Source organism: Mycobacterium sp. 94-17, assembly GCF_035617725.1.
GTDB lineage: Bacteria > Actinomycetota > Actinomycetes > Mycobacteriales > Mycobacteriaceae > Mycobacterium.
Map to the genome: position 1 here is coordinate 22449 of NZ_JAPIYN010000025.1, position 25029 is coordinate 47477.

Below are 25029 nucleotides of genomic sequence, written 5' to 3' on the forward strand. Positions count from 1 at the left end.
TACCGGCCGTAGCAGCCGGGCGCCGCTGGACCCGAGGCTGTGGCGAGTGTCGGCGGCGGTGCGCCGCTACCTGGTCGCCGCGGTGGGCTGCGGCGTGCTGATCTCCGGCTGCGCGATCGGCTCGGCGATCGTTTTGGCGCGTATCGTCGCCCGCGCGGTCGCCGATCCCGCCGCACGGAACTTGCACGTGTTCTGGGGTCCGCTGTCAATCCTGTTGGCGCTCTGGCTGGTTCGCGCGTTGACGCACTGGCTTCAGGCCAGGCTGGGGCAACGCGGAGCCGGCGCGGTCATTTCCGAGCTGTCCGGCCGGGTGCTTGCCGCGGTGACCGCCAGGGCGCCCGGTGAACTCGCGGCGCAGCGCGACTCCGCGGCCGTCGTGGTCACCCGTGGGCTCGACGGCCTGCGCCCCTACTTCGCCGGATATCTGCCGGCGCTGCTGCTCGCCGCGATCCTGACCCCGGCCACCGTCGCCGTGATCGCGGCCTGCGATGTGAAATCGGCGGTGGTCGTGGCCATCACCCTGCCCCTGATACCGATTTTCATGGTGCTGATCGGGCTCGCGACCGCTGACCGGTCGGCCGCGGCGCTGGCCGCGATGACGACGCTGCAGGCCCGGCTGCTGGACCTGATTGCCGGCATCCCGACGCTGCGGGCGCTGGGGCGCAGCTCGGGGCCCGAGCACCGCATCGCCGCACTCGCCGCCGCGCACCGGCGTTCGGCCATGGCAACGCTGCGTATCGCATTCCTGTCGGCCTTGGTGCTGGAGCTGTTGGCCACGCTCGGGGTGGCGCTGATCGCCGTCGGGATAGGACTTCGGCTGGTATTCGGGGAGGTGACCCTGACCACCGGACTGACGGTCCTGCTGCTGGCGCCCGACGTGTACTGGCCGCTGCGCCGCATCGGTGTGGAATTTCATGCCGCGCAGGACGGCCGGACCGCCGCCAATGCGGCGTTCGACCTCATCGGCGAGGCGGCCCCGCCGCAGGCCGGGACCCGGAGCGTCACCGCGCGCGGCGCCCGGATTCGCCTCGAGCGGCTGACGGTGGACGGCCGCGACGGCCGGGCGCCGCGCGATCTCAGCGCGGTCATCGAACCCGGCTCGGTGACGGTGTTGACGGGGCGCAACGGCGCCGGCAAGAGCACCACGCTGCAGGCGATCACCGGCGTCAGCGTGCCCACGTCGGGCCGGGTCGTGGTGGACGGCATCGACGTCGCCGACCTGGAGCCGACCGGGTGGTGGACGCAGTTGTCCTGGCTTCCGCAGCGCCCGGTGCTGCTGCCGGGGACCGTCGAGCAGAACCTGGCGCTGTTCGGTGAGCTCGAGGACGCCGAAAAGGCCTGCGCCGAATCGGGATTCGACGAGGTGCTGGCCGAGCTGCCCGGCGCGGGCCACACCGTGCTCGGCCGCGGGGGTGTCGGGTTGTCGCTGGGCCAGCGGCAACGACTGGGCCTGGCCAGGGCGCTGGGCTCCACGGCCGCGGTGCTGCTGCTCGACGAGCCGACGGCACATTTGGACGCACGCACCGAGCGGCAAGTCTTGCGGGCCGTCGTCGAGCGGGCCCGGGCCGGTGCGACCGTGATCGTCGTCGGCCACCGCGCGCCGGTCCTGGCCATCGGCGACCGGGTCATCGACGTCGTCGCCGACCGGCGGGTGCACCATGCTCACGCCTGACTCCGCGTCTCCTCACGGCCCCGGATCCCTGTTGGCCGCCGCCGATCTGCTGCGCCCGCGGCTGCCCCGCATCCTGGCGGCGATTGCGCTCGGGGTGCTCTCGCTCGGTAGCGCGCTGGCCCTGGCCGGTGTCTCGGCATGGTTGATCACGCGGGCCTGGCAGATGCCGCCGGTGCTGGACTTGACGGTGGCTGCGGTGGCGGTTCGCCTGTTCGCCATCTCGCGCGGCGTGTTGCACTACTGCGAGCGGCTGGCCACCCACGACACGGCGTTGCGCGCGGCCGGCAGCTCGCGGGTGCAGATCTACCGTCGGCTGGCGCGCGGGCCTGCGGCGGCCGCCGTCCGGTTGCACAGTGGTGAACTAGTGGCCCGGGTCGGCGCCGACGTCGACGAGGTGGCCAACGTGCTGGTGCGCGCCGTGGTGCCGATCGGCGTCGCGGCGGTGCTGGCGGTGGCGGCAACCGCGGTCGTCGGCGCCATCTCGCCGTCGGCGGCCGTCGTGCTGGCCGGCTGCCTGCTGATCGCCGGGTATGTCGCCCCCCGGCTCGCCGGCCGGGCCGCCTCGACGCAGGAAGACGTTGCGCGCCAACATCATTCCGAGCGCGACACGTCGGCCATGATCGCCCTCGAGCACGCGCCGGAACTTCGGGTTGCCGGCCTGCTTCCCGAGCTCATCGCCGAATCCCAGCGCCGCCAACGCGCGTGGGGCGACGCGCTGGACTCCGCCGCCAAACCGGCCGCCGTTGCCGAGGCGGTGCCCACCGCGGCGATCGGAGTGAGCGTACTGGGCGCCGTGGTGGCCGGGATCGGGTTGGCCCACTCCGTCGCGCCGACCACGCTGGCCGTGCTGATGTTGCTGCCGCTGTCGGCCTTCGAGGCGATGACGCCGCTGCCGGCCGCCGCCGTGCAACTGACGCGGTCGCGGATCGCCGCGCGGCGGCTGCTCGACCTCACTCCCGGGCCAGCCGAACGCCCGGCGGCGAGTGTGCGGGCTGCCGCACGTTCGGCCGCGAGAGTGCGGGCTGCCGCACGTTCGGCCGCGGGTGTGCGGCCTGCCGCACACCCGGAGCTGTCCGCCGACGTGCGTTCGGGTCACAACGCGGCGGCCCCGACCCACGTCGAGGTGGACCTGGCGCCGGGCGCGCGGCTGGCCGTCACCGGCGCCAGCGGCTCGGGCAAGACCACCTTGCTGATGACACTGGCCGGGCTACTGCCGCCGTTGGACGGGCAGGTGCTGCTCGACGGTACCGACGTGAACGACCTCGACGAAGCCGATTTGCGCCGCGCAATCGGGTTTTTCGCCGAGGACGCCCACGTCTTCGCGACCACCGTCCGCGACAATCTGCTGGTCGCGCGCGGAGACTGCCCCGACCACGCATTGACGGCGGCGCTGGAGGCGGTCGGGCTGGGCGCATGGATCGCCGGCCTGCCCGACGGACTGTCCACGGTGCTCGCCGGTGGGGCACAAACCCTTTCGGCCGGCCAGCGCAGAAGGCTGTTGCTGGCGCGGGCGGTGATCTCGCCTGCCGGGATCGTGCTGCTCGACGAGCCCACCGAACACCTCGATGTCACCGACGCCGAACTCATCCTGCGCGATCTGCTGGCCCCGGATTCACATTTGATCTCCGCACAGCGCACGGTGGTGGTCGCGAGTCACCACCTGCCCGACGGGCTGCGCTGCCGGAGACTGAGCGTCGACAACGAGAAATCAGAGGTGCCGCCGGCGCGGCATGAACTCCAGCGACAGCAGCACGAACAGTAGCGGGACGATCTGCCACATCGAAATCAGCGCGTAGCGGCGGGCGTCGAGGGCGTGCCACTTGCGCACGTACCGGTACAACGACTCGAGGGCAATCAACGGGTCGAGAATGTGGATCAACCGGTAGAAGACGCGCTGGGTCCAGCCGCGATTCTTATCAGCGAAAATCTCGGGGAATGCGGCGAAGGAAAGCGATGCCCGTTGCGCCCCGGTCTCTTTGCCGGCCATGATCATGTCGACGCTGAGCCGTTCGTCGAGCCCGTTGGGGGCGGTGCGGCGGCGCCACGGCACGTCGAGGCTGATGTCGCTGCCCGCACCGGCCGTGGCGTACCGGTGGAACGCCTGCACCGTGCCGGCGTTGTCCCTGGCGATGATCAGCTTGATTCCGGGGAATCGGCCTTCCAGTACGCCGTCGAGGTTCATGTGGAACCCGCGATCGGCGTGCGCCCCCTTGGACGACTCGCGCACCACCTCGCTCAGCTCGGCCCGTAGCTTGTCGTCGAGTTCCTGCTCCGGCACGATTTCGGTTGTCACACCGCAGTTGTGGGTCCGCTGCACCGCTTGACGCAGGTTCCGGAATTTACGGCCCACCATGTCGAAGCCGGACACGTCGACCACGACATCGCGGCCGATCGGTATGGGCCGCAACGATTGTCCCAACACCGACGAATCGCTCCACAGGCTCAGCCACCGCTCGCCGCACCCCACCACGGCGATGCGCCAGCCGTGGGCGTGGCAGGTGGCGGCGAAATCGGCGACCAGTTCCGGGAACCGCGCATCGTCGCCGATCGGGTCGCCGCTGACCACGGCGATTCCCAGCCGCGTCCGGTAGGCCAGCGCCGCGGTGCCGTCGGCGCTGAAGTGATGGCTCTTGCCGGTCTGCATGGCGAACGGCGCGAGCGCGTCGCCGCTGGTCGCGTTGATCAACTCCCACACCCGCGGCAGATCACCGGGACGCGGATGTGAGGTCGTCGGCCACATCAACACGATGCCCGAGGCGGCGATCACCACGTCGCCGAGCAGATCGAAGGACAACACGTGCAGGCCCAGCCCGGCCAGCACGAAAAAGGCCGCCGCGGCGGCGTGCAACGTCGTCACGGGCCGGCCCAGGAAGATGCCGCGCGCCATCCAGGCCAGCACCACCAGCACCGTCAGCGACCAGGCCAGCCGGTCGGTGTAGTCCCAACCCGGGTGGCGGTGGTATCGGGTGAGTATCCCGATCAACCAGCAAGCGGCGCCGATCAACGCGGCGGCGCCGAGCAAGCGGGCCGCGAGTGAATCCACCGACACCACAACGCGTTCGCTTACGCGGGGTTTCGTCTCGGTGACATCCGCCACTGGCCCGTTCACAATCACCTCCCGATGCGCTGACGCTGCTTGCCCGACGCGTACCCTTCTCTGTCAAATTTACGCGTGGACACGCCCGTGCCGGCCCCGAAATCGACCGAAATTGTGTCGCTATTTGGTCGCGATTTATCGCCCGGAAGGCGGGAAGTATTTGAGCACACCCTCTTGCACCACCGTGGCCAGCGGTCGCCCGGCCCGATCAAAAAAGTGCCCGGTCCCCAGTCCGCGTGAATCGGCTGCTACCGGCGACGATGTGGAATACAACACCCAGTCGTTGAAATTGACCTGCCGGTGAAACCAAATGGAATGATTGGCCGATGCGGCGAATATGCGGTCGAATCCCCAGGAAAGGCCGTGGGTGGTGATCACCGAGTCCAATACCGTGGTGTCCGAGGAATACACCATTGTTGCCGTGTGCAATACGGGGTCGCCGGGAACGTCTCCCAGGGCCTTCACCCAGACCCGATTGTGAGGCAGCCGGCCACCTTTCGTGCGCATCACCCAGGCCGGGTCGTTGGTGTAACGCCACTCGATGGGCTGCAACGCGTTGACGAAGTGCGGGACCGTTTTCTCGTAGCCACGCAACAGTTCGCCGATCGTGGGCTGCGTGTGCGGCTCGGCGACCTCCGGCGGCGTGACGCCGTGTTCCAAACCCGGGCCGCCGGCCATGTACGAGACCAGCGCCGTGGATAGCAGCGTGCCCCCTTGCATCGCGTCGACGCGCCGGTTGGCGAAGCGGCGCTCGTCGCGCAGCCGGGTCACGCGGTATTCGATATCCTTGGCGGTGTCTCCCCCGTTGATGAAGTGCACCGACAGCGCGCTGGGCGGCAGGTCTGGGCGGACCAGACTGCGGCTGCTCGCCACGAACGACTGCGACATCAGCTGGCCGCCGAATGTTCGCATCGGGTTCTTGCTCGGATGCGAGCCGATGAACAGGTCGTCGTCGACCCGATCGAGCTCGAGTGTCGCCAGCAGCTCCGCGAAATCCGGATCGGCCTGTGTCGCGGCCTGTTGTTCCGGCACGGGCTCTCCTCTTGTCAGACGTCGTCCTCGCCGATCCGATGCACATGGATGAGGTTGGTGGACCCCACTGTGCCAGGTGGCGCGCCGGCGACGATGACCACCAGGTCGCCGCGCTTGTAGCGGCCCAGCTCCAGCAGCGACTTGTCGACTTGGCGGATCATGCCGTCGGTGGAGGTCATCATCGGGACGATGAACGTCTCGGTGCCCCAGGTCATGGCCAGCTGGCTGCGCACCTCGGGCCAGGCGGTGAAGGCAAGCAGTGGCAGCGGGGTGTGCAGGCGCGCGAGGCGCTTGACGGTGTCGCCTGACTGCGTGAACGCGACCAGCGCCTTGGCGTCGAGCCGCTCGCCGATGTCACGGGCCGCGTAGGAGATCACGCCGCGCTTGGTGCGCGGAACGTGGGTCAGCGGCGGCGCGGCCGTGGAATTGTCTTCGACCGCGCAGATGATGCGGGCCATCGTTCGAACGGCCGCCAGCGGATACTTGCCCACCGAGGTCTCCCCGGACAACATCACCGCGTCGGCTCCGTCCAGGACGGCGTTGGCGACGTCGGAGGCCTCGGCACGGGTCGGCCGCGAGCTCTCGATCATCGAATCGAGCATCTGGGTCGCCACGATCACTGGTTTCGCATTCTCCCGGGCCATCTGGATGGCCCGCTTCTGCACCAGCGGGACTTCTTCCAAGGGCAGTTCGACGCCCAGGTCGCCACGGGCCACCATGATCGCGTCGAAGGCCAGCACGATGGCTTCGAGATTGTCGACGGCCTCCGGCTTCTCCAGCTTCGCGATCACCGGCACCCGCCGGCCGACGCGATCCATCACTTCGTGCACCAACTCGACGTCGGAGGGCGAACGCACGAAGGACAGCGCGACCAGGTCGACTCCGAGTTCCAGCGCGAACACGAGATCCTCGACGTCCTTATCCGACAAGGCCGGTGCGGACACGTTCATGCCGGGCAGCGAGATGCCCTTGTTGTTGCTGACCGGCCCGCCCTCGACGACCGTGCAGACGACGTCGTCGCCCTCGATGCCATCGATGATCAGACCGACCTTGCCGTCGTCGACCAGGATCCGGTCACCGACGGAGGCGTCCTCGGCCAATTTCTTGTAGGTGGTCGACACCCGGTCGTGGTCGCCGTCACAGTCGGCGACGGTGATCCGCACCGTTTCACCGTCGGCCCAGTACGTGGGCCCGGTGGCGAAACGTCCCAGCCTGATCTTGGGACCCTGCAGGTCGGCGAGCACACCGACGGCGCGGCCCGTGGCGTCGGACGCAGACCGGACGCGCTCGTAGGCGGCTTTGTGATCGGAGTAGTCACCGTGGCTGAAGTTCAACCGGGCGACGTCCATTCCGGCCCCGACCAGGGCCAGGATCGACTCATCCGTATTGGTCGCAGGGCCAAGGGTGCAGACGATCTTTCCGCGTCTACTCACGCCGACCAAGCTTAGTCGTGTATCACCTCTGCGGGCCGCACATAGCCGCCGTCGCGCAGTGTGCTCTTACCCACCAAGAACAGTGGGAAACAACGGGAAGCCCGGGAGGTTACGCAGTACCCCCCAGGCGATCGTCGCGACCGCGACCGTCACCATCGCTGCTCTGGGCGGCAATCCCCTGCCCCGCGCGTGGCGCATCAGCATCCATGCGGCCAGCAGCGGGAGGCCTACCAGCAGGAAGACATTGTCGTGCAGACCCGCCGCCAGGTGGCCGTGCAGCACGTCATTCGTCATCCGCAGGCCGCCGCAGAACGGGCAGTTCCAGCCGGTGATCAGCTTGAACGGACACTGCGGGTACAGCGACGTCGGATTGTGCGGGTCGGCCAGCGCGACGTAGCCCAGCGCGCCACCCAACGCCACGCCGGTGCCGGCCGCGACAAAGAGGCGACGGCGACCGCGGGGTAGTCCGGCATTGCGCGCGGGTTGATAAGGATGCATCGTCTAGCCCGCTGAACGTCCGTCGGTCACGCGTTTCAGGATGCCAGATGCGTTGCGACGACGCGGTGCGAAATCAGGGCACGGCGGCGGTCAGCGGCCCGACAGCCGGTTGCGCAGTCGCGAGCCCCAGCGCCGGCGCGGCTCCGGCCGGGCGGGGGTCGCTGCGGCTGGTTGTTCGGGTTCGGTGTCTTCCGTTTCGGGTTCTTCCGTTTCGGTGTCTTCCGTTTCGGTGTCTTCCGTTTCGGTGGCCGCCGTCGAGTCGGCGTCGACCGTGTCGGCTTCCGGTGTTGCGGCTTCGCCGACCGGCTCGGCTTGCGCTTCCTCGTCTTTGGCTTCCGCGTCGGCTTCTGCGTCCGCTTCCGCTTCTGCGGATTTCTCGTCCTCCGCCGCGTCGGCTCCGACTTCCGGTTCTTCGGCCGCGGCTTCCGCCTCCTCGGATTCGGAATCCTCTACTGCCGCTTCGGCTTCCGGTTCATCAGCTTCCGGTTCATCGGCTTCCGGTTCATCGGCTTCCGCCTCGTCGGCTTCCGCCTCGTCGGCTGCGGAATCCCCTACTGCCGCTTCAGCTTCTTGTTCTTCGGCTGGCGCCGTCTCGGCTTCCGACTCCTCGGTCGCTGCCGCCTCGTCTTCGGCTTCTGTGTCGGTTTCGACTTCCGGTTCCTCGGCTTCAGCCGCCTCGGCGTGAGGTTCCTCGGCTTCGGAATCCTCCACTGCCGCTTCGGCTTCCGGTTCGTCGGATTCGGAATCCTCTGCTGTCGTTTCGGCTTCGGGTTCCTCGTCTACTGTCGCTTGGCTTTCAGGCTCCGCGGCTTCCGCCGCATCCGCTTGAGGCTCTTCAGCTTCCGGCCCTTCAGCTTCGGCTTCCGACTCCTCGGCTTCCGGTTCCTCCGCTTCGGCCTGCGACCCTTCCGCCTCGGGCTGCTCGGCCTCTGCCGCCTCGACTTCAGGCTCTTCCGCTTCCGCAGCTTCGGCTTCGGCCGCTTCAGCCTCCGGCCCTTCGGCCGCTTCAGCCTCAGGCTCTTCCGGCTCGCTCGCTTCGGCTTCAAGCGCTTCGGGCTCGGCTACCGGCTCGTCGGATTCGGTACCCGCGGCCAAGGCCTCGGTTTCGCTCTCGCCCGTCGGTTCTTCGGCTTCCGTGCCGGGGCCGGTGGTTCCGTCGGCCTCCTTCGACTCGGCCGAACCTGTGGGGCCCGCGGGCGCATCGGCCGCGGTTACCGCCGCCGCCGCGGTCGCCGCGGTGGCCACCGTTGCGAGCTCGTCTTCCGACTCGGCGTCGACCGCTTCCTCTTCCTCGTCGAGGTATTGGTTGCCGCGCAGGCTCTCGGGATCTTCGCGGCCCTTGGGCGCCGCCATCAGATACACCACGGCCCCGATGAACACGAAAGTCGATGTGAACGAGTTGATCCGGATGCCGGCGATGTGGGTGGCCGTGTCGTCGCGCAGCAGCTCGACCCCGAAGCGACCCACGCAGTAGCCCGCCACGTACAGCGCGAACAGCCGCCCATGTCCCAGATTGAAGCGCCGGTCGGCGTAGATCAACGCGACGAAAATCAGGACATTCCAGATCAATTCGTAGAGAAACGTCGGCTGCACCACGAAAGCGATCTGGCCCGTCGAGACGCCATCCAGCGAATGCGGGTCGATGTATCCCGAGGGGTCTCGGCGGTAGAAGACCTCCATGCCCCACGGCAGCGTGGTTTCGCGCCCATAGAGCTCCTGGTTGAAGTAATTGCCGAGTCGGCCGATGGCCTGCGCCAAGATGATTCCCGGGGCCAGCGCGTCGCCGAAGGCCGGAAGCGGAATCCCGTGCCTGCGGCAGCCGATCCAGGCGCCGACGCCGCCGAGCGCCACCGCGCCCCAAATGCCCAAGCCGCCGTCCCAGATCCGCACGGCCGCACCGAGTCCCGCGCCACCGGGACCCCAATACGTGCGCCAGTCGGTGGCCAAATGGTAGAGCCTGCCCCCGATCAGCCCGAACGGCACCGTCCACAGCGCGATGTCGTAGATCACGCCGCGCTCACCGCCGCGCGCCTCCCAGCGGCGGTCACCGATCAGCAAGGCCGCCACGATGCCGGCAATGATGAACAGCGCGTAGGCGCGGATGGGCAGCGGCCCGAGATGCCACACGCCCCGCGGCGGGCTCGGGAAATAAGCCAGTAGCTTCGTCACGAGGCGCCGACCCCCTGACGAACACCGGCGGCGAGTTCCTCAGTCAGTGCGCGCAACGCAGTCAACCCTCCGTCCCCCAGTGCCGATACCAGTGCGGACCCGACGATGACGCCGTCGGCGTAGCTGCCGATCTGGGCGGCCTGCTCGCGTGAGCGCACCCCCAGACCGACGCCGACGGGAGTGTCGGAGACCTCCCTGATCCTGCTCACCAATTCCGGCGCGGCGTTGGACACGACGTCGCGCGCCCCCGTCACGCCCATCGTCGAAGCCGCGTAGACGAAGCCGCGCGACGCCTCCACCGTCATCGCCAACCGCTGCGGCGTCGAGGACGGCGCGACGAGAAAGATCCGGTTCAGCCCATGCTCGTCCGAGGCCGCCAGCCACTGTCCGGCCTCCTCGGGGATGAGGTCGGGCGTGATCAGGCCGTACCCGCCCGCCGATGCCAGGTCCCGCGCGAACGCGTCGACCCCGTAGCGCAACACCGGGTTCCAGTAGGTCATCACCACGGCCCGGCCGCCTGCCGCGCTGATCGCCTCGACCGCGGCCAGGGTGTCGCGCACGCGCACTCCCCCGTGCAGCGCGATCTCGGTGGCCTTGGCGATGGTCGGGCCGTCCATCCCGGGATCGGAATAGGGAACCCCGACTTCGATGATGTCGCAACCCGATTCGACCAGTGCGGTCATCGCTTGCACCGATGTCGGCACGTCGGGGTAACCGGTGGGAAGGTAGCCGATCAATGCGGCGCGGCTGTCGTTGCGGCAGCCTTCGAAGATCGTCTCGAGCGTGCCCGCTTCGCGGTGTTCGACGGTCATCGGTCGCTGGATCCCAACAGCCCGAACCACTTCGCGGCGGTTTCGACATCCTTGTCCCCGCGCCCGGACAGGTTCACCACGATGATCGCGCCCCGCCCCAGTTCGGGGCCCAGCTTCAGAGCACCCGCCACCGCGTGCGCCGACTCGATCGCCGGGATGATCCCCTCCGTGCGGCACAGGATGCTGAAGGCGTCCATGGCCTCCGAGTCGGTGATCGGGCGGTATTCGGCGCGGCCCGTCTCGCGCAGGTACGCATGTTCCGGGCCCACCCCCGGATAATCGAGACCCGCTGAGATGGAATGGGATTCGATGGTCTGCCCGTCTTCGTCCTGCAGCAGATACGAGAACGACCCCTGAAACGCACCGGGCGAGCCGCCGCTGAATGTCGCTGCATGCCTTCCGGTTTCAACGCCGTCGCCGGCGGCCTCGAATCCGACCAACCGCACCTGCGGATCGTCGATGAACGGGTGGAAGATGCCGATGGCATTGGAACCGCCGCCGATACAGGCCACCACCGCGTCGGGCAGCCGGCCCGCCTGGGCCTGGATCTGGGCGCGCGCCTCGAGGCCGATGATGCGTTGGAAATCGCGCACCATGGCGGGGAAGGGATGCGGTCCCGCCGCGGTACCGAAACAGTAGAAGGTGTTGTCGGCATTGGTAACCCAATCCCGGAACGCCTCGTTGATGGCATCCTTGAGCGTCTTCGAACCGCTTTCGACCGAGACGACGGTGGCTCCCAGCAAGCGCATCCGCGCCACGTTGAGCGCCTGACGCTCGGTGTCGACGGCACCCATGTAGATCACGCACTCCAGGCCGAGCAGTGCGCAGGCGGTGGCGGTAGCCACGCCGTGCTGGCCGGCCCCGGTCTCGGCGATCACCCGCCTCTTGCCCATCCGCTGGGCCAGCAACGCCTGACCGAGCACGTTGTTGATCTTGTGAGAACCGGTGTGGTTCAGGTCTTCTCGCTTGAGGAAGATGCGTGCGCCGGCCTGCTCGGACAGCCGGGGCGCCTCGTACAGGGGCGACGGCCGCCCAGCGTAGTTCGCCTGCAGGTAGTCCAGGGTGTCCAGGAAGTCCTGGTTCACCCGCTCCTTCTCGTAGGCGGCGGTAACCTCTTCGATCACGGCCATCAACGCCTCCGCGACGTAGCGGCCGCCGTACACGCCGAAATGGCCACGCCCATCGGGTTCGTGGCGGGTGGGTTCGGCGATGGCTGCGCTCGGAAGCGGAAGGTCCGGGCGGGACAGGTCCACCATCACCAAGGCTCTACGCGGGGATGGCTCATGGGTTCAACGTATCAGCGCGGGGGCTTTGCGGTGCCTCGGTGACTAGCGAGACGGTTTCGGACAGGACGGATGGGTCCCCGCGGTCACCAGGTCGGCGACCGCGGCGCGCGGATCACCGCTTTTGACCAGACCTTCGCCGACCAGGACGGCGTCGGCACCGGCACCGGCATACGCCAGGAGGTCTCCGGTACCGCGCACACCGGATTCGGCGATCCTGATCACGTTGCTGGGCAGCCCCGGAGCGATGCGGGCGAAGCAGTCCCGGTCGACGTTCAGTGTCGCCAGATCGCGGGCGTTGACGCCGATTACGCGGGCCCCGGCCTTGAGCGCCCGGTCGGCCTCCTCCTCGGTGTGCACCTCGACGAGCGCGGTCATGCCCAGCGATTCGGTGCGATCCAGCATCGACACCAACGCCGACTGCTCCAGCGCGGCGACGATGAGCAGCAGCATGTCGGCGCCGTGCGCACGCGCTTCGTGGATCTGATAGGGCTGCACGACAAAGTCTTTGCGCAGAATCGGTATCGAGACCGCCGCGCGGACCGCGTCGAGGTCGTCGAGCGAACCGTGGAAACGTCGCTCCTCGGTCAAGACGCTGATGATGCGGGCGCCGCCGTCTTCGTAGGCGCGCGCCAGCTTGGCCGGATCGGCAATGGTAGCCAGGGAACCCGCCGACGGGCTCGCGCGCTTGACTTCGGCGATGACACCGATTCCGGGCTCGCGCAAGGCGGCCATCACATCGCGTGGCGGTGGCGCGGCCGCTGCGGCGGCCTTGATCTCCGACAAGCTGATAAGCGCTTCACGCGCGGCAACGTCGGCCCGGACACCCTCGAGGATGGAGTCAAGCACGGTTGCCGGACTCATGCCTGTCGTTTCCCTTCGCCCTGTCGTCCGCTGCATCCGACGGCCACATTGTTTCCCGAGCCGATCGCGACGACGTCAATGAAGGGTAGCGGCCCGCGGCTTGCGGTCCGTCACCGACCCTCGGTGTCAGACTCACCTGCCCGATCGGTTGGGTCACGCCCCTCGTCAAGGGCATCCCAGATCATCCGCTCCGACATATCCGGCGTCTCCGGCTCCTCCAGCATCGCCCCGTCGACCCGTTTGCGTCGCGCAATCGACCGGCGCGTCGCCGGCGCGGCGTACTTCATCGTGCTCGAGCGTGCCGCCCCCGAATCCGACGCGGACCGCATCAGCAGGACGGCGGCCGTCAGCGTGCAGGCCGCGGCCACCACCGTGACGCCCGCGCCCCAGTACCGCCGCTCGCTTCCGACCAGCGACATCATCGAGACGTGCGCCAGCTCGGCACCGCGGACCGCCACGTCCGGCAGCGCCCACAGGCTGACGCCGAGGTAGCCGATCGCCAGGCTGACCAGAGCCAGCAGACCCGCCAGCGCGCGCAGCAACCAGCCCCGCACCGCGATGGCCGCGACGGCCGCGACCAGCAGGAGCAGCGCCGACGGCAGCAGGGCCGTCGACCACGCCCCGCCGGCCAACGTCACCTGCTTGGGCGGCCCCAGCCCGTCGAACGACCGGATAACGACCCACGGCAGTCGGGAGGCCACCCAGAGCGTCCCCGCCGCGACCACCAGCAGCGCCTGGGCAATTCGGATCAGCCGGCGAGCCGGCCGGGCGGCCTCACTCATCGACCGCGGGTGCGCTCAGCGTCTCGGCGGCGGCGATCGCGCTGAGCACCGCGCGGGCCTTGTTGGTCGCCTCGGTGTATTCGTAGGGGCCGTTGGAGTCCGCCACTACCCCGCCGCCGGACTGCACGTAGGCGACACCGTCGCGCATCAGGGCGGTGCGGATGGCGATCGCGAAGTCGGCATTGCCGGCGAAGTCCAGGTAGCCGACCACACCGCCGTATAGGCCGCGGCGCGTCTTCTCCACCTCTTCGATGAGCTCCATGGCCCGTACCTTGGGTGCGCCCGACAGCGTGCCGGCCGGGAAGCAGGCGGTCACCGCGTCCAGCGCGGTGCGGCCCTCGCCGAGCGTGCCGGTCACCGTCGACACGAGGTGCATCACGTGGCTGTAGCGCTCGATATGGCTGTAATCCTCGACGCGCACGGTGCCGGGCGCGCAGACCCGGCCCAGGTCGTTGCGGCCCAGGTCGACCAGCATCAGGTGCTCGGCACGTTCCTTCTCGTCGGCCAACAGCTCCTTTTCCAGCAGCAGGTCCTCTTCGTCGGTGTCCCCCCGCCACCGGGTTCCGGCGATCGGATGGGTGGTCGCGATGCCGTCGGCGACCGTGACCAACGCCTCCGGGCTGGAGCCGACGATCGAAAAGTCATTTCCCCCAGCATTATTCGGCACCTGCAGTAGATACATGTAGGGGCTGGGGTTGGTGACCCGCAGCATCCGGTAGACGTCGATCGCGGCGACGTCGGTGTCCATTTCGAAGCGCTGCGAAGGCACCACCTGGAAGGCCTCGCCGGCGGCGATCTGGTCGACGAGATAGTCGACGATCTTTCCGTACTCCTCGACGCTGCGCTGGGCGCGGTAGCGCGGCTCGGGCCGCTCGAACGTGCCGACGGTGGACGGCAACGGCTGGCCCAGCGCCGCGGTCATCACGTCCAGGCGGGCGATCGCGTCGTCGTAGGCCTCGTCGACGCGCTCGTCGGTGCCGTTCCAGTTCACCGCGTTGGCGATCAGCGTGATGGTGCCCTCGTGGTGGTCAACGGCCGCCACATCGGTGGCCAGCAGCAGCAACATGTCGGGCAGCCGCAGGTCGTCGACGGCCAGTTCGGGCAGCCGTTCCAGGCGCCGGACCAGGTCGTAGGCGAAGAACCCGACCATGCCGCCCGACAGCGGCGGTAGCCCCGGGAGCGGGCCGGTGGCCAGCAGCTCGCACGTGTCGCGCAGGGCCTGCAACGGGTCGCCCCCGGTCGGGGCGTCCTGCGGCACCACGCCCAGCCACACCGCCTGACCGTCGCGCACGGTCAGCGCCGACGGCGCACCCGCGCCGATGAACGACCACCGCGACCAGGACCGGCCGTGCTCGGCGGATTCCAGCAGGAAGGTGCCCGGCCGGTTGGCGGCGAGTTTGCGGTAGGCCGACAGCGGCGTCTCGCTGTCGGCCAGCACCTTGCGGGTCACCGGGACCACGCGGTGCTCGGCTGCCAGCTGGCGGAAATCCTCTCGCGAGGTCGTCGCGGCGGGGTGAGCGTGCACCGAACCATCCTCCCAGAAAGGGTCGGGCGGCTCGCGAGTGTAAGGCCACTGTGATTTCGAGGAGGTTTTTCGCAGTGGCCTTTAAGCTCGGGCTGTCAGGGCGGTTGGGCGTAGCGTGTCCGCCATGAAACCTGGTGACACCGTTGCGGACTTCGAACTGCCCGACCAGACCGGAACGCCGCGCAAGCTCAGCGACCTGCTGTCCAACGGGCCCGTCGTGCTGTTCTTCTACCCGGCCGCGATGACACCCGGCTGCACCAAGGAAGCCTGTCACTTCCGGGACCTGGCGTCCGAATTCGCCGCGGTGGGGGCCAACCGGGTGGGAATCAGCGCCGACGCCGTGCACAAGCAGGCCAAGTTCGCCGACATGCAGAAGTTCGACTACCCGCTGCTGTCGGACGCCGACGGCACCGTCGCCGCCCAGTTCGGGGTCAAGCGGGGCCTGCTCGGCAAGTTGATGCCGGTCAAGCGCACGACATTCGTCATCGACACCGACCGCACGGTGCTCGAGGTGATCTCCAGCGAGTTCAACATGGACAGCCACGCCGACAAGGCGCTGACGACGCTGCGCGGCCGGGCCTGACCGTCAGGGGCTGATCGCCAGGAACACGTAGGCGGCCAGCAGCACCAGATGCACCTCGCCCTGCAGGCGCGTCGCTCGCCCGGGCACCACCGTCAGCATGCTGATCACCACGGTCAGCGCGAGCAGGACCAACTGGACGGAGCCGAGACCCAGCGCCAGCGGCCCCTTCAGCCAGTTCGACGCCAGCGCGATCGCCGGAATGGTGAGCCCGATGCTGGCCAACGCCGAACCGTAGGCGAGGTTCAGACTGATCTGAATGCCGCCTTTCCGCGCCGCACGCACCGCCGCGAGGGTTTCCGGCAGCAACACCAGCGCCGCGATCACCACGCCGACGAACGATTGCGGGAAGCCCACCGCAGTCACCGCCTGCTCGAGGGCCGGCGCTTCCTCCTCGGCCAGTCCGACTACCGCGACGAGGGCGGCAATGAGCAGCCCGAGGCTCGTCAGCGCCTCCCCGATGCTCGGCGGATCAGCGTGGGCTTCGTCCTCGAACAGGCGCTTTTGGCCCTTCTGCGCGATCGGTAGAAAGAAGTCGCGATGCCGCACCGTTTGCGTGAACACGAAAAGCAGGTAGAGCAGCAACGAGGCGACCGCCGCGAAGACGAGCTGACCGCGTGAGAATTCTCCGCCCGACGAACTGGCGGTGAAGGAGGGCAGCACCAGGCTCAGCGTCGCCAGGGTGGTCAACGTGGCCAGCGCGGCGCCGCTGCCTTCGGCGTTGAACAACGTCACGCCGTAGCGCCGGGAACCGAGCAGCAGCGACAGGCCGGCGATGCCGTTGGTGGTGATCATCAGCGCGGCGAACGCGGTGTCCCGGGCCAGGGTCGCCGTCTCGTTACCGCCGGATGCCATCAGCTCGACGATCAGGGCCACCTCGATGACGGTTACCGCCGCCGCGAGCACCAGCGACCCGAACGGTTCGCCGACCCGGTGCGCGACCACCTCCGCGTGATGCACCGCGGCCACCACCGCACCGACCAGAAACAGCGCCGTCACACCGACGAGCACCGGCCCGAGCGTCTTGCCCCAGATCAGTGCGAGCACGACAACGGACAGCACCGGCACGACGACGTTCCAGGACAACCATTTCGACATTGCCCACCATTCTTGTCGAAGTCGCGCACCCGCGCCCGCGCAAGGTGGCCCTCGACACTCGCTCGGCGATAACCGGTTGCCGCCGCCACGGCGTCAGTAGCATGCACACATGCCCGACAGCGGTGGCGTTGACCAAGGCCTGGCCGAAGGACAGCTGTTTGCCGGCTACACCATCGTTCGGCGCCTGGGCGCCGGCGGCATGGGACACGTCTACCTTGCGCAGCACCCGCGGCTGCCCCGCCGCGACGCGCTCAAGGTGTTGTCGGGCGAACTGACCGCGAACGACGAGTTCCGCCAACGGTTCAACCGCGAGGCCGATCTGGCGGCGAGCCTGTACAACGCGCACATCGTCGGCATCCACGACCGCGGCGAGTTCGAGGGCAGGTTGTGGCTGTCGATGGATTACGTGGAGGGCGTCGACGCCGCGGAGCTGTTACGCACCCGGCACCCGTCCGGCATGCCCAAAGCTCAAGTGGTCGAGATCATCTCGGCGGTGGCCGACGCGCTCGACTACGCACACTCGCGCGGACTGCTGCACCGCGACGTCAAACCCGCGAACATCCTGCTCGGCTCGAGTTCTCCCGCCCACCCGCGACAACGAATCCTGCTCGCCGACTTCGGCATTGCACGTGAGCTCGGTGAGATCAGCGGGCTGACCGCGACCAACATGTTGGTGGGGACCACCGCCTACTGCGCACCCGAGCAACTCCAGGGCGCGGAGCTGGACGCACGGGCCGACCAATATGCGCTGGGGTGCACGGCCTACAACCTGTTGACCGGGACGGCGCCGTTTCATCATTCCAACCCGGCGGTGGTCATCGGGCAGCATCTGTCCGCACCACCACCGTTGATCAGCCGGCGACGGCCCGACCTGGCGGAACTCGATCCGGTCATCGCCAGGGCGCTCGCCAAGCAACCCCACGAGCGCTACGCGACGTGCACCGACTTCGCGGCGGCACTGGCCGGCCGCGCGACCGCCGCTTCGCCGGATGCGCAGGCACGCACCGAGATCATTGCTGCCCCCACGGAAGTGATCGCCAGGCCGCCGGGCCCGGGCAGCACGGCCCCGCAGCCGCGCGGCGGCCGGGTGCGGCCGGTGACGCTGGTGGCGGCACTGGTCGCCGTCGCGCTGCTCGCGGTCGGCGCGGTCGTCGGGGTCCGCCTGCTGCGCGGCCACGCCGACCGGCCCGCCGCCTCGTCAGCACCGCGGCCCACCGCGAGTTCCGTTGCTTCTCAGCCTAAATCGGGCCTCATGCTGTCCAGCCAGATCACCGACCAGTCGGCTGCGCTGGGCCCGGTCGAGCACAACACGGTCGAGCGGGCGCTGAACAACCTGCGCACCGCGCGCGGCGTTCGGCTCTGGGTGGTGTACGTCAAGAACTTCGGCGGCCTCAAGCCGTTCCGGTGGGCCGAGGACACCATGCGCGCCAACGGATTCGCCGACACCGACGCGATGCTGGCCATCGCCACCGAGGAGCGCGCCTTTTCCTTCCGAGTGCCCGGCGCGACGATCAGGGGCACGGCCATCGACGTCGAGGCCATTCGCCGCGACCGCATCGAACCGGCGGTCGCCCGGCGGGAGTGGACACGCGCCGCGGTGGTCGCGGCCAACGGGCTCAACGCGTTGCCGGGCTAGCGGTACGGTTCAGCTCTCCGGCGCCAGCAGCACGTCCGCGTCGAAGCAGCTGTGGTCACCGGTGTGACACGCCCCGCCGACCTGGTCGACGGTCAACAGCACGGCGTCGCCGTCGCAGTCCAGGCGCACCGAGTGGACGTGCTGGGTGTGCCCGGACGTCGCCCCCTTGATCCACTGCTGGCCGCGGGACCGTGAATAATAGGTTGCCTCACGGGTTTCCAGCGTTCGGGCCAGGGCCGCGTCGTCCATCCAGGCGACCATCAGTACGTCACCACTACCGCGCTCCTGCACGACGGCGGTGAACAGGCCGTCGGCGTTGCGCTTCAGTCGCGCGGCGATCTGCGGGTCGAGGGTCATCGCGCCATCCTTATCGCGATTCCCGCCTTGGCCATGGCGGCCTTCACCTGACCGATGGTCAACTCCCGGAAGTGAAAAACGCTGGCCGCCAACACCGCATCGGCGCCGGCCGCGACCGCGGGCGCGAAATGCTCGGCGGCGCCGGCGCCGCCACTGGCGATGACCGGCACGGTGACCGCCGAGCGCACCGCCCGCAGCATCTCCAGATCGAACCCGGCTTTGGTGCCATCGGCGTCCATCGAGTTCAGCAGGATCTCCCCCACGCCCAAATCGGCGCCGCGCGAGGCCCATTCGATGGCGTCAAGCCCGGTGCCGCGGCGACCGCCGTGGGTGGTGACCTCCCAGCCCGACGCCGTCGGCACCGCGCCCGTGGGCACCGTGCGCGCATCGACGGACAGCACGATGCACTGGGAGCCGAATTGCCGTGCCATCTCGGCCAGCAGCTCCGGGCGGGCGATCGCGGCGGTGTTGATGGAAACCTTGTCGGCTCCCGCACGCAGCAACACGTCGACGTCGGCCACGGTGCGCACCCCGCCGCCCACCGTCAGCGGGATGAAGACCTGCTCGGCGGTGCGGCGCACCACCTCGAGCATGGTGGCCCGGCCCGACGACGACGCGGTCACGTCCAGAAAAGTCAGCTCGTCCGCGCCTTCGGCGTCATAGGCGGCCGCGAGCTCCACGGGATCGCCCGCTTCCCGGAGGTTTTCGAAGTTGACACCTTTGACCACCCGGCCGGCGTCGACGTCCAGACACGGGATCACCCGCACCGCGAGGCCGTTGGGATTCGGGGGCATCTCAGTAGTCCTCCGGCCGTCCGATGGCGTGCAGGATGTCGAGGATCTCGGCGTGTGCGCCGCGCCCGGCCGCCAGCGCGGAATCCGATGCGGGAGTCCACGGTTCACCGGCCAGGTCGGTGACCACGCCACCGGCGGCGCGCACCAGCGCGGCCCCGGCGGCGTGGTCCCACACGTGCCCTCCGAAACTTATTGCCGCACCGAGGATTCCGTCGGCGACGAACGCGAGGTCGAGGCCGGTGGAGCCGTGCATGCGCAGGCGCGACGAGACCCGGCTGAGGTTTTCCAGCACCGCCATTCGGTAGCGGCCCGGGAACCGGCCCCGCGCGTCCGCGCTGAACGACCCGGCCCCCACCAGGGCGTCGGCCAGGTCGACGGCGGTCAGCGGCGGCCGCGGCACCCCGTTCTTGTGCAACGGGCCGCCCGCCACCGCGGTGTAGCGCTGGCCGATGAACGGCAGCCAGGTCAAACCGGCCACCGGCTCCCCGTGGCGCAGCAGGCCGAGCAGGATGCCGGCCATCGGCGATCCGGCCGCGTAGTTGAAGGTGCCGTCGACAGGATCGAGCACCCACACCCATGGCGAGTCGACGGACGAACCGCCGAATTCCTCGCCGTGCACCCCGATCCCGGTCGACTCGACCAGCGCGGCCACCACCTGCCGCTCGATCGCGAGGTCGACGTCGGTGGCGAAGTCGTTGCCCTTCTTGCGGACCGCGGAATCGGCGCGGTGGCCGGCGAGGAACGGATCGACCGCGTCGTCGAGGATCGCCGACGCCTGCGCCACCAGCGTGTGCACGTCCATGCGGCGCTACTCCGCCACCGCGGCCAGCGCCTGTGGCAAGGTGAACCGCCCCGCGTAGAGGGCCTTGCCCACGATGGCACCCTCGACGCCGCGGCCCGTCAGGGTGGCGATCGCGCGCAGGTCGTCGAGGCTGGACACGCCGCCGGAGGCAATCACCGGGGCGTCGGTGCGTTCGGCGACGGACCCCAGCAGGTCCAGATTGGGACCACCCAGCGTGCCGTCCTTGCTCACGTCGGTGACCACGAACCGCGAACACCCCTGCCCGTCAAGGCGTTCCAGCACCTCCCACAGGTCGCCGCCGTCGGTCTCCCAACCGCGCCCGCGCAGCCGGTGCGCACCGTCGACGATCTGCACGTCCAGACCCACGGCGACCTTGTCGCCCTGTTCGGCGATCGCCCGGGCACACCACTGCGGATTCTCCAGCGCCGCAGTGCCCAGGTTCACCCGGGCGCAGCCGGTGGCCAAAGCGGCGGCCAGGGAATCGTCGTCGCGGATCCCGCCGGACAGTTCCACCTGCACGTCGAGTTCGCCGACCACCTCGGCCAGCAGTTCGCGGTTGGAGCCGCGCCCGAACGCCGCGTCCAGGTCGACCAGATGGATCCATTCGGCGCCGTCGCGCTGCCAGGTCAACGCCGCCTCCAGCGCCGAACCGTATTCGGTTTCACTGCCCGCCTTGCCCTGCACCAGACGCACGGCGCGGCCGTCGACGACGTCGACCGCGGGCAACAAAATCAACACATCTCCTCCTGTGTGCCGAGGCCGCAACGAGTTGCGTGCACCCCCGGCCGTTGCTTGGCAGAAAGCGCTTCGGCGTGGCCCGTCACAATCCCTGGACCCAGTTGCTCAAGACGGCCGCGCCGGCGTCCCCGCTCTTCTCCGGGTGGAATTGGGTGGCCGAGAGCGGCCCGTCCTCGACCGCGGCCAGAAACGGGCCCTCGTGGGCGCCCCAGGTCAGCACTGCGTCCGGCGAACCCTCCCACTGCTGGGCGGCGTAGGAGTGCACGAAGTAGAAGCGGGTGTCGGCGTCGAGTCCCTTGAACAGCACTGTGCCCGGCCCGGATTCGACGACGTTCCAGCCCATGTGCGGGATGACCGGCGCCTGCAGCCGTGTGACGTATCCCGGCCACTGGCCGCATCCCTCGGTCTCCACACTGAATTCGACACCGCGGGCGAACAGGATCTGCATGCCGACGCAGACGCCGAGCACCGGGCGGCCGGCCACAACCCGCTCGGCGATGATGCGCTCGCCACCGATGTTGCGGAGTCCCGTCATGCAGGCCTCGTAGGCGCCGACGCCCGGAACCACCAGACCGTCGGCGGCGGCCGCGGCGGCGGCGTCCGCGGTCACTTCGACCGATGCACCCGCGCGCTCGAGCGCGCGCTGGGCCGACCGCAGGTTGCCCGACCCGTAATCGAGAACTACCACCGATTTCGCCGTCACAGAACGCCTTTGGTGGACGGCACATCCGAGACGCGGGGATCGGACTCGACCGCCTGACGCAGCGCGCGCGCAACCGCCTTGTACTGCGCCTCGGTGATGTGATGCGGGTCGCGCCCGTACAGCACACGCACGTGCAGCGCGATTCGCGCGTTCATGGCCAGCGACTCGAACACGTGCCGGTTGATCACGGTGTGATAGGGCACCGAGCTGCCGGCGATGGTGGTGTGCTGCAAATGATCCGGCTCGCCGGTGTGCACGCAGTAGGGCCGGCCGGACACGTCGACCGCCGCGTGGGCCAGCGTCTCGTCCATCGGGATGAAGGCGTCGCCGAACCGGCGGATGCCCTTCTTGTCGCCGAGCGCCTGCCCGAGTGCCTGGCCCAGGACGATCGCGGTGTCCTCGATGGTGTGGTGCCCTTCGATTTCGACGTCGCCCTTGGTGCGCACGGTCAGGTCGAAGCTGGCGTGACTGCCCAGGGCGGTGAGCATGTGGTCGTAGAACGGCACACCCGTGTCGACGTCGACCTGGCCGGTGCCGTCGAGATCGAGTTCGACGACGATGTCGGATTCCTTGGTACGGCGCTCGATGCGCGCGCGGCGGGTGGCGGTCGCTGTCACGGTGCTCCTACTACATGGTCGCGACCCGCTGCACGCGGCTTCGCCGCGCTTGCGCTCGCTCCTACGGGGTTGGGGGTAACTGGCGCCAGTTCAGTGGCGGCGATTCGGGCGCTGGCGCGCAGGAAGGCGTCGTTCTCCTCGGCCAGTCCGGTCGTGACGCGCAGGTAGCCGGGAATTCCGACGTCACGGATCAGCACGCCGACATCCAGGTAGCGCCGCCAGGTGGCCGGCGCATCGGCGAACTCACCGAACAGCACGAAATTCGCGTCGCTGGGAACCACGCGAAAACCCATGCCCGTCAAGGCCGTTGACACGCGCTCGCGCTCGGCGATCAGTGTCGCCACACTGCCCAGGGTGTCATCGGCGTGCCGCAGCGCGGCGCGCGCGGCGGCCTGGGTGAGCACCGACAGGTGGTACGGCAACCGCACAAGCAGCATCGCGTCGATAACCGCCGGGGTGGCGATCAGATAGCCCAGCCGGCCACCGGCGAACGCGAACGCCTTGCTCATGGTGCGTGAGACGACGAGCTTGGTCGGGTATTCGGCGACCAGCGTCACCGCGCTGGGCTGCGCGGAGAACTCGCCGTACGCCTCGTCGACGATCAGGATGCCGGGCGCCGCGTCGAGCAGCCTGCGCAGAGCCGGCAGCGAAACGCTCTGCCCGGACGGGTTGTTCGGGCTGGCGACGAACACCACGTCGGGCCGCCGGTCGGCGACGGCGACGACGGCGGCGTCAACGTCCAGGCTGAAGTCGTCCGCGCGGTCGGCCTGCAGCCATTCGGTGCGGGTGCCGTCGGAGATGATCGGGTGCATCGAGTAGGAGGGGACAAACCCGATGGCGGTGCGTCCGGGACCGCCGAACGCCTGCAGCAGCTGCTGCAGGATCTCATTGGAACCATTCGCCGCCCAAAGGTTTTCGACTCCCAGCGGGACGCCGGTCTGGGCGCTCAGGTAGGCGGCCAGGTCGGTGCGCAGCGCCACCGCGTCGCGGTCCGGGTAGCGGTGCAACGCGGTCGCGACCTCGGCCGCCGACCGCACCACGTCGTCCACCAGCGCCCTGCTGGGCGGGTGCGGGTTCTCGTTGGTGTTCAGCCGTACCGGGACCTCCAATTGCGGTGCGCCGTAGGGCGATTTTCCGCGCAGGTCGTCGCGTAGCGGCAGGTCGTCGAGCGTGGGCTCGAGTTGTTCGCTCATCGCTCGAACCTCCGCCGTACCGCTTCGCCGTGCGACGGCAGGTCTTCGGCCTCGGCGATCGCGATCACGTGTCCGGCCACGTCTTTGAGGGCCGCCTCGGTGTAGTCGACGACGTGGACTCCGCGCAGGAACGTCTGCACCGACAGGCCGCTGGAATGCCGCGCACTGCCGGCGGTCGGCAACACGTGATTGGATCCGGCGCAGTAGTCCCCCAGACTCACCGGCGCGTAGGGGCCGACGAAAATGGCTCCGGCCGAACGGATTCGGCCAGCGACCGCGGCCGCGTCGGCGGTTTGGATCTCGAGGTGCTCGGCGGCGTAGGCGTTGACGACGTCGACGCCCGCGTCCAGGTCATCGACGAGGATGACGGCCGATTGGCGTCCTCGCAATGCTGCCGTCACCCGGTCGCGATGCACGGTCGTCTGCAGCTGGGCGGCCATCTCGGCCTCGGTGGCCGCGGCGAGCTGCGCGTCGGGGGTGACCAGCACGCTGCCCGCCATCTCGTCGTGCTCGGCCTGACTGATCAGGTCGGCGGCCACGTGCGCCGGGTCGGCGGTGTGGTCGGCCAGGATCGCGATCTCGGTGGGGCCGGCTTCGGCGTCGATGCCGACGTGCGACCGGCACAGCCGCTTGGCGGCGGTGACATAGATGTTGCCGGGCCCGGTGATCATGTCGACCGGCGCCAGCTCGGCGCCGTCGAGGTCGGTGCCGCCGTACGCCAGCAGCGCGACCGCCTGCGCGCCGCCCACGGCCCACACCTCCTCGACACCCAGCAGCCGCGCCGCGGCCAGGATCGTGGGGTGCGGCAAGGCGTCAAATGCCGCCTGGGGCGGGCTGGCCACCACCAGCGAAGCGACGCCGGCGGCCTGGGCCGGGACCACGTTCATCACCACGCTGGACGGGTAGACGGCGTTGCCGCCGGGCACATACAGGCCGACCCGGTCCACCGGCACCCACCGCTCGGTGACGGTCGCGCCCGGGCCCAGGATGGTGGTGACGTCGGTGCGGCGCTGGTCGGCGTGCACGGCGCGGGTGCGTTCGATCATCACCCGCAGCGCGTCGGCCACACCCGCGTCCAGTTCTATCAGGGCCTTCTCCAGCGCGGCGCCCGGAACCCGCACCGCCGGGGGCCGCACCCCGTCGAACGTGGCCCCGAACTCGAGGGCGGCCTCGGCCCCGCGCTCTGCGACGGCCTGCACGATCGGGCGTACCCGCGGCAACACGGTCTCCACGTCGGCGCCGCCGCGCGGCAGGGCGGCCCGCAGCCGGGCGGCCGTCAACGGCGCGCCCCGCAGGTCGATGCGGGCCATCAGTGGAGTTGCGTTCACGTCGACCATTGTCCCA

The 25029-nt window shown here is 69.2% G+C and carries 23 protein-coding genes; 4 read left to right on the forward strand and 19 right to left on the reverse strand.

The window, feature by feature from the left end; translation table 11 throughout:
• Window positions 1-58: 58 nt before the first annotated feature.
• Both cydD and cydC read left to right on the forward strand, forming a co-directional pair.
• The gene (gene cydD / locus OQ789_RS22670) at window positions 59-1672 is read left to right on the forward strand and encodes a thiol reductant ABC exporter subunit CydD (protein WP_324688471.1); all 1614 of its coding nucleotides are present in this window, start codon (window positions 59-61) and stop codon (window positions 1670-1672) included.
• A complete protein-coding gene (gene cydC, locus OQ789_RS22675) occupies window positions 1659-3434 on the forward strand; it encodes a thiol reductant ABC exporter subunit CydC (protein WP_324688419.1) in 1776 nt (591 codons plus the stop codon). The genes cydD and cydC overlap by 14 nt, the downstream gene beginning before the upstream one ends.
• Here cydC and OQ789_RS22680 read toward each other — a convergent pair.
• The 10 genes from OQ789_RS22680 to OQ789_RS22725 form a co-directional block, all read right to left on the reverse strand.
• Entirely contained in the window at window positions 3381-4781 is a 1401-nt protein-coding gene (locus OQ789_RS22680) for a bifunctional lysylphosphatidylglycerol flippase/synthetase MprF (protein ID WP_324688420.1), read from the reverse strand. The genes cydC and OQ789_RS22680 overlap by 54 nt on opposite strands.
• Window positions 4782-4904: 123 nt before the next feature.
• The gene (locus OQ789_RS22685) at window positions 4905-5801 is read right to left on the reverse strand and encodes an acyl-CoA thioesterase II (protein WP_324688421.1); all 897 of its coding nucleotides are present in this window, start codon (window positions 5799-5801) and stop codon (window positions 4905-4907) included.
• 14 nt (window positions 5802-5815) lie between these two features.
• Window positions 5816-7234 carry a pyruvate kinase gene (pyk, locus tag OQ789_RS22690; RefSeq protein WP_324688422.1) on the reverse strand — a complete coding sequence of 473 codons (1419 nt, stop codon included), beginning with the start codon at window positions 7232-7234 and terminating at the stop codon, window positions 5816-5818.
• 66 nt (window positions 7235-7300) lie between these two features.
• Entirely contained in the window at window positions 7301-7654 is a 354-nt protein-coding gene (locus tag OQ789_RS22695) for a DUF2752 domain-containing protein (protein WP_324688472.1), read from the reverse strand.
• Between the two features lie 168 nt (window positions 7655-7822).
• The gene (locus OQ789_RS22700; protein WP_324688423.1) at window positions 7823-9901 is read right to left on the reverse strand and encodes a prolipoprotein diacylglyceryl transferase; all 2079 of its coding nucleotides are present in this window, start codon (window positions 9899-9901) and stop codon (window positions 7823-7825) included.
• Window positions 9898-10713 carry a tryptophan synthase subunit alpha gene (trpA, locus tag OQ789_RS22705; protein WP_324688424.1) on the reverse strand — a complete coding sequence of 272 codons (816 nt, stop codon included), beginning with the start codon at window positions 10711-10713 and terminating at the stop codon, window positions 9898-9900. Before trpA ends, OQ789_RS22700 begins: the two co-directional genes overlap by 4 nt.
• On the reverse strand, window positions 10710-11972 hold the full coding sequence (gene trpB / locus OQ789_RS22710) for a tryptophan synthase subunit beta (RefSeq protein WP_324688425.1): 1263 nt from the start codon (window positions 11970-11972) through the stop codon (window positions 10710-10712). The genes trpA and trpB overlap by 4 nt, the downstream gene beginning before the upstream one ends.
• Window positions 11973-12041: 69 nt before the next feature.
• On the reverse strand, window positions 12042-12860 hold the full coding sequence (gene trpC / locus OQ789_RS22715; RefSeq protein WP_324688426.1) for an indole-3-glycerol phosphate synthase TrpC: 819 nt from the start codon (window positions 12858-12860) through the stop codon (window positions 12042-12044).
• A gap of 110 nt (window positions 12861-12970) precedes the next feature.
• Window positions 12971-13642 (reverse strand): TIGR02234 family membrane protein, encoded by a 672-nt coding sequence (locus OQ789_RS22720; RefSeq protein ID WP_324688427.1) that lies wholly within the window; start codon window positions 13640-13642, stop codon window positions 12971-12973.
• The gene (locus OQ789_RS22725) at window positions 13635-15167 is read right to left on the reverse strand and encodes an anthranilate synthase component I (RefSeq protein ID WP_324688428.1); all 1533 of its coding nucleotides are present in this window, start codon (window positions 15165-15167) and stop codon (window positions 13635-13637) included. Before OQ789_RS22725 ends, OQ789_RS22720 begins: the two co-directional genes overlap by 8 nt.
• Before the next feature lie 124 nt (window positions 15168-15291).
• Between OQ789_RS22725 and OQ789_RS22730 the strand changes: the two genes are divergently transcribed.
• Window positions 15292-15750, forward strand: a complete 459-nt coding sequence (locus OQ789_RS22730) for a peroxiredoxin (RefSeq protein ID WP_324688429.1) — start codon at window positions 15292-15294, stop codon at window positions 15748-15750.
• 3 nt (window positions 15751-15753) lie between these two features.
• On the opposite strand, the gene OQ789_RS22735 is transcribed toward OQ789_RS22730, so the two are convergent.
• Complete coding sequence (locus OQ789_RS22735) at window positions 15754-16845, reverse strand: calcium:proton antiporter (RefSeq protein WP_324688430.1); 1092 nt, start codon at window positions 16843-16845, stop codon at window positions 15754-15756.
• A gap of 109 nt (window positions 16846-16954) precedes the next feature.
• Here OQ789_RS22735 and OQ789_RS22740 point away from each other — a divergent pair, with 109 nt between their 5' ends.
• Window positions 16955-18481 carry a serine/threonine-protein kinase gene (locus OQ789_RS22740; RefSeq protein ID WP_324688431.1) on the forward strand — a complete coding sequence of 509 codons (1527 nt, stop codon included), beginning with the start codon at window positions 16955-16957 and terminating at the stop codon, window positions 18479-18481.
• A 9-nt stretch (window positions 18482-18490) separates the two neighbouring features.
• Here OQ789_RS22740 and hisI read toward each other — a convergent pair whose 3' ends face one another.
• The 8 genes from hisI to hisD form a co-directional block, all read right to left on the reverse strand.
• A complete protein-coding gene (gene hisI, locus OQ789_RS22745; protein ID WP_324688432.1) occupies window positions 18491-18838 on the reverse strand; it encodes a phosphoribosyl-AMP cyclohydrolase in 348 nt (115 codons plus the stop codon).
• The gene (gene hisF, locus OQ789_RS22750) at window positions 18835-19632 is read right to left on the reverse strand and encodes an imidazole glycerol phosphate synthase subunit HisF (RefSeq protein WP_324688433.1); all 798 of its coding nucleotides are present in this window, start codon (window positions 19630-19632) and stop codon (window positions 18835-18837) included. Before hisF ends, hisI begins: the two co-directional genes overlap by 4 nt.
• Window position 19633: 1 nt before the next feature.
• Entirely contained in the window at window positions 19634-20434 is an 801-nt protein-coding gene (locus OQ789_RS22755; protein WP_324688434.1) for an inositol monophosphatase family protein, read from the reverse strand.
• A 6-nt stretch (window positions 20435-20440) separates the two neighbouring features.
• Window positions 20441-21172 carry a bifunctional 1-(5-phosphoribosyl)-5-((5-phosphoribosylamino)methylideneamino)imidazole-4-carboxamide isomerase/phosphoribosylanthranilate isomerase PriA gene (priA, locus tag OQ789_RS22760; RefSeq protein ID WP_324688435.1) on the reverse strand — a complete coding sequence of 244 codons (732 nt, stop codon included), beginning with the start codon at window positions 21170-21172 and terminating at the stop codon, window positions 20441-20443.
• A gap of 82 nt (window positions 21173-21254) precedes the next feature.
• On the reverse strand, window positions 21255-21875 hold the full coding sequence (gene hisH / locus OQ789_RS22765; protein WP_324688436.1) for an imidazole glycerol phosphate synthase subunit HisH: 621 nt from the start codon (window positions 21873-21875) through the stop codon (window positions 21255-21257).
• A complete protein-coding gene (gene hisB / locus OQ789_RS22770) occupies window positions 21872-22492 on the reverse strand; it encodes an imidazoleglycerol-phosphate dehydratase HisB (protein WP_324688437.1) in 621 nt (206 codons plus the stop codon). Before hisB ends, hisH begins: the two co-directional genes overlap by 4 nt.
• Window positions 22489-23685: a histidinol-phosphate transaminase gene (locus tag OQ789_RS22775; protein WP_324688438.1), complete on the reverse strand. Its 1197-nt coding sequence runs from the start codon at window positions 23683-23685 to the stop codon at window positions 22489-22491. The genes hisB and OQ789_RS22775 overlap by 4 nt, the downstream gene beginning before the upstream one ends.
• Window positions 23682-24998, reverse strand: a complete 1317-nt coding sequence (gene hisD, locus OQ789_RS22780) for a histidinol dehydrogenase (protein ID WP_324688473.1) — start codon at window positions 24996-24998, stop codon at window positions 23682-23684. Before hisD ends, OQ789_RS22775 begins: the two co-directional genes overlap by 4 nt.
• Between the last annotated feature and the right edge of the window lie 31 nt (window positions 24999-25029).

What these genes read in the sequence shown, in the direction of transcription:
- cydC (WP_324688419.1), top strand. Translation starts at nt 1,659, where the DNA reads ATGCTCACGCCTGACTCCGCGTCTCCTCACGGCCCCGGATCCCTGTTG.
- trpA (WP_324688424.1), bottom strand. Translation starts at nt 10,713, where the DNA reads ATGACCGTCGAACACCGCGAAGCGGGCACGCTCGAGACGATCTTCGAA.
- trpC (WP_324688426.1), bottom strand. Translation starts at nt 12,860, where the DNA reads ATGAGTCCGGCAACCGTGCTTGACTCCATCCTCGAGGGTGTCCGGGCC.
- OQ789_RS22720 (WP_324688427.1), bottom strand. Translation starts at nt 13,642, where the DNA reads ATGAGTGAGGCCGCCCGGCCGGCTCGCCGGCTGATCCGAATTGCCCAG.
- OQ789_RS22730 (WP_324688429.1), top strand. Translation starts at nt 15,292, where the DNA reads ATGAAACCTGGTGACACCGTTGCGGACTTCGAACTGCCCGACCAGACC.
- OQ789_RS22735 (WP_324688430.1), bottom strand. Translation starts at nt 16,845, where the DNA reads ATGTCGAAATGGTTGTCCTGGAACGTCGTCGTGCCGGTGCTGTCCGTT.
- OQ789_RS22740 (WP_324688431.1), top strand. Translation starts at nt 16,955, where the DNA reads ATGCCCGACAGCGGTGGCGTTGACCAAGGCCTGGCCGAAGGACAGCTG.
- hisI (WP_324688432.1), bottom strand. Translation starts at nt 18,838, where the DNA reads ATGACCCTCGACCCGCAGATCGCCGCGCGACTGAAGCGCAACGCCGAC.
- hisF (WP_324688433.1), bottom strand. Translation starts at nt 19,632, where the DNA reads ATGCCCCCGAATCCCAACGGCCTCGCGGTGCGGGTGATCCCGTGTCTG.
- OQ789_RS22755 (WP_324688434.1), bottom strand. Translation starts at nt 20,434, where the DNA reads ATGGACGTGCACACGCTGGTGGCGCAGGCGTCGGCGATCCTCGACGAC.
- OQ789_RS22775 (WP_324688438.1), bottom strand. Translation starts at nt 23,685, where the DNA reads ATGAGCGAACAACTCGAGCCCACGCTCGACGACCTGCCGCTACGCGAC.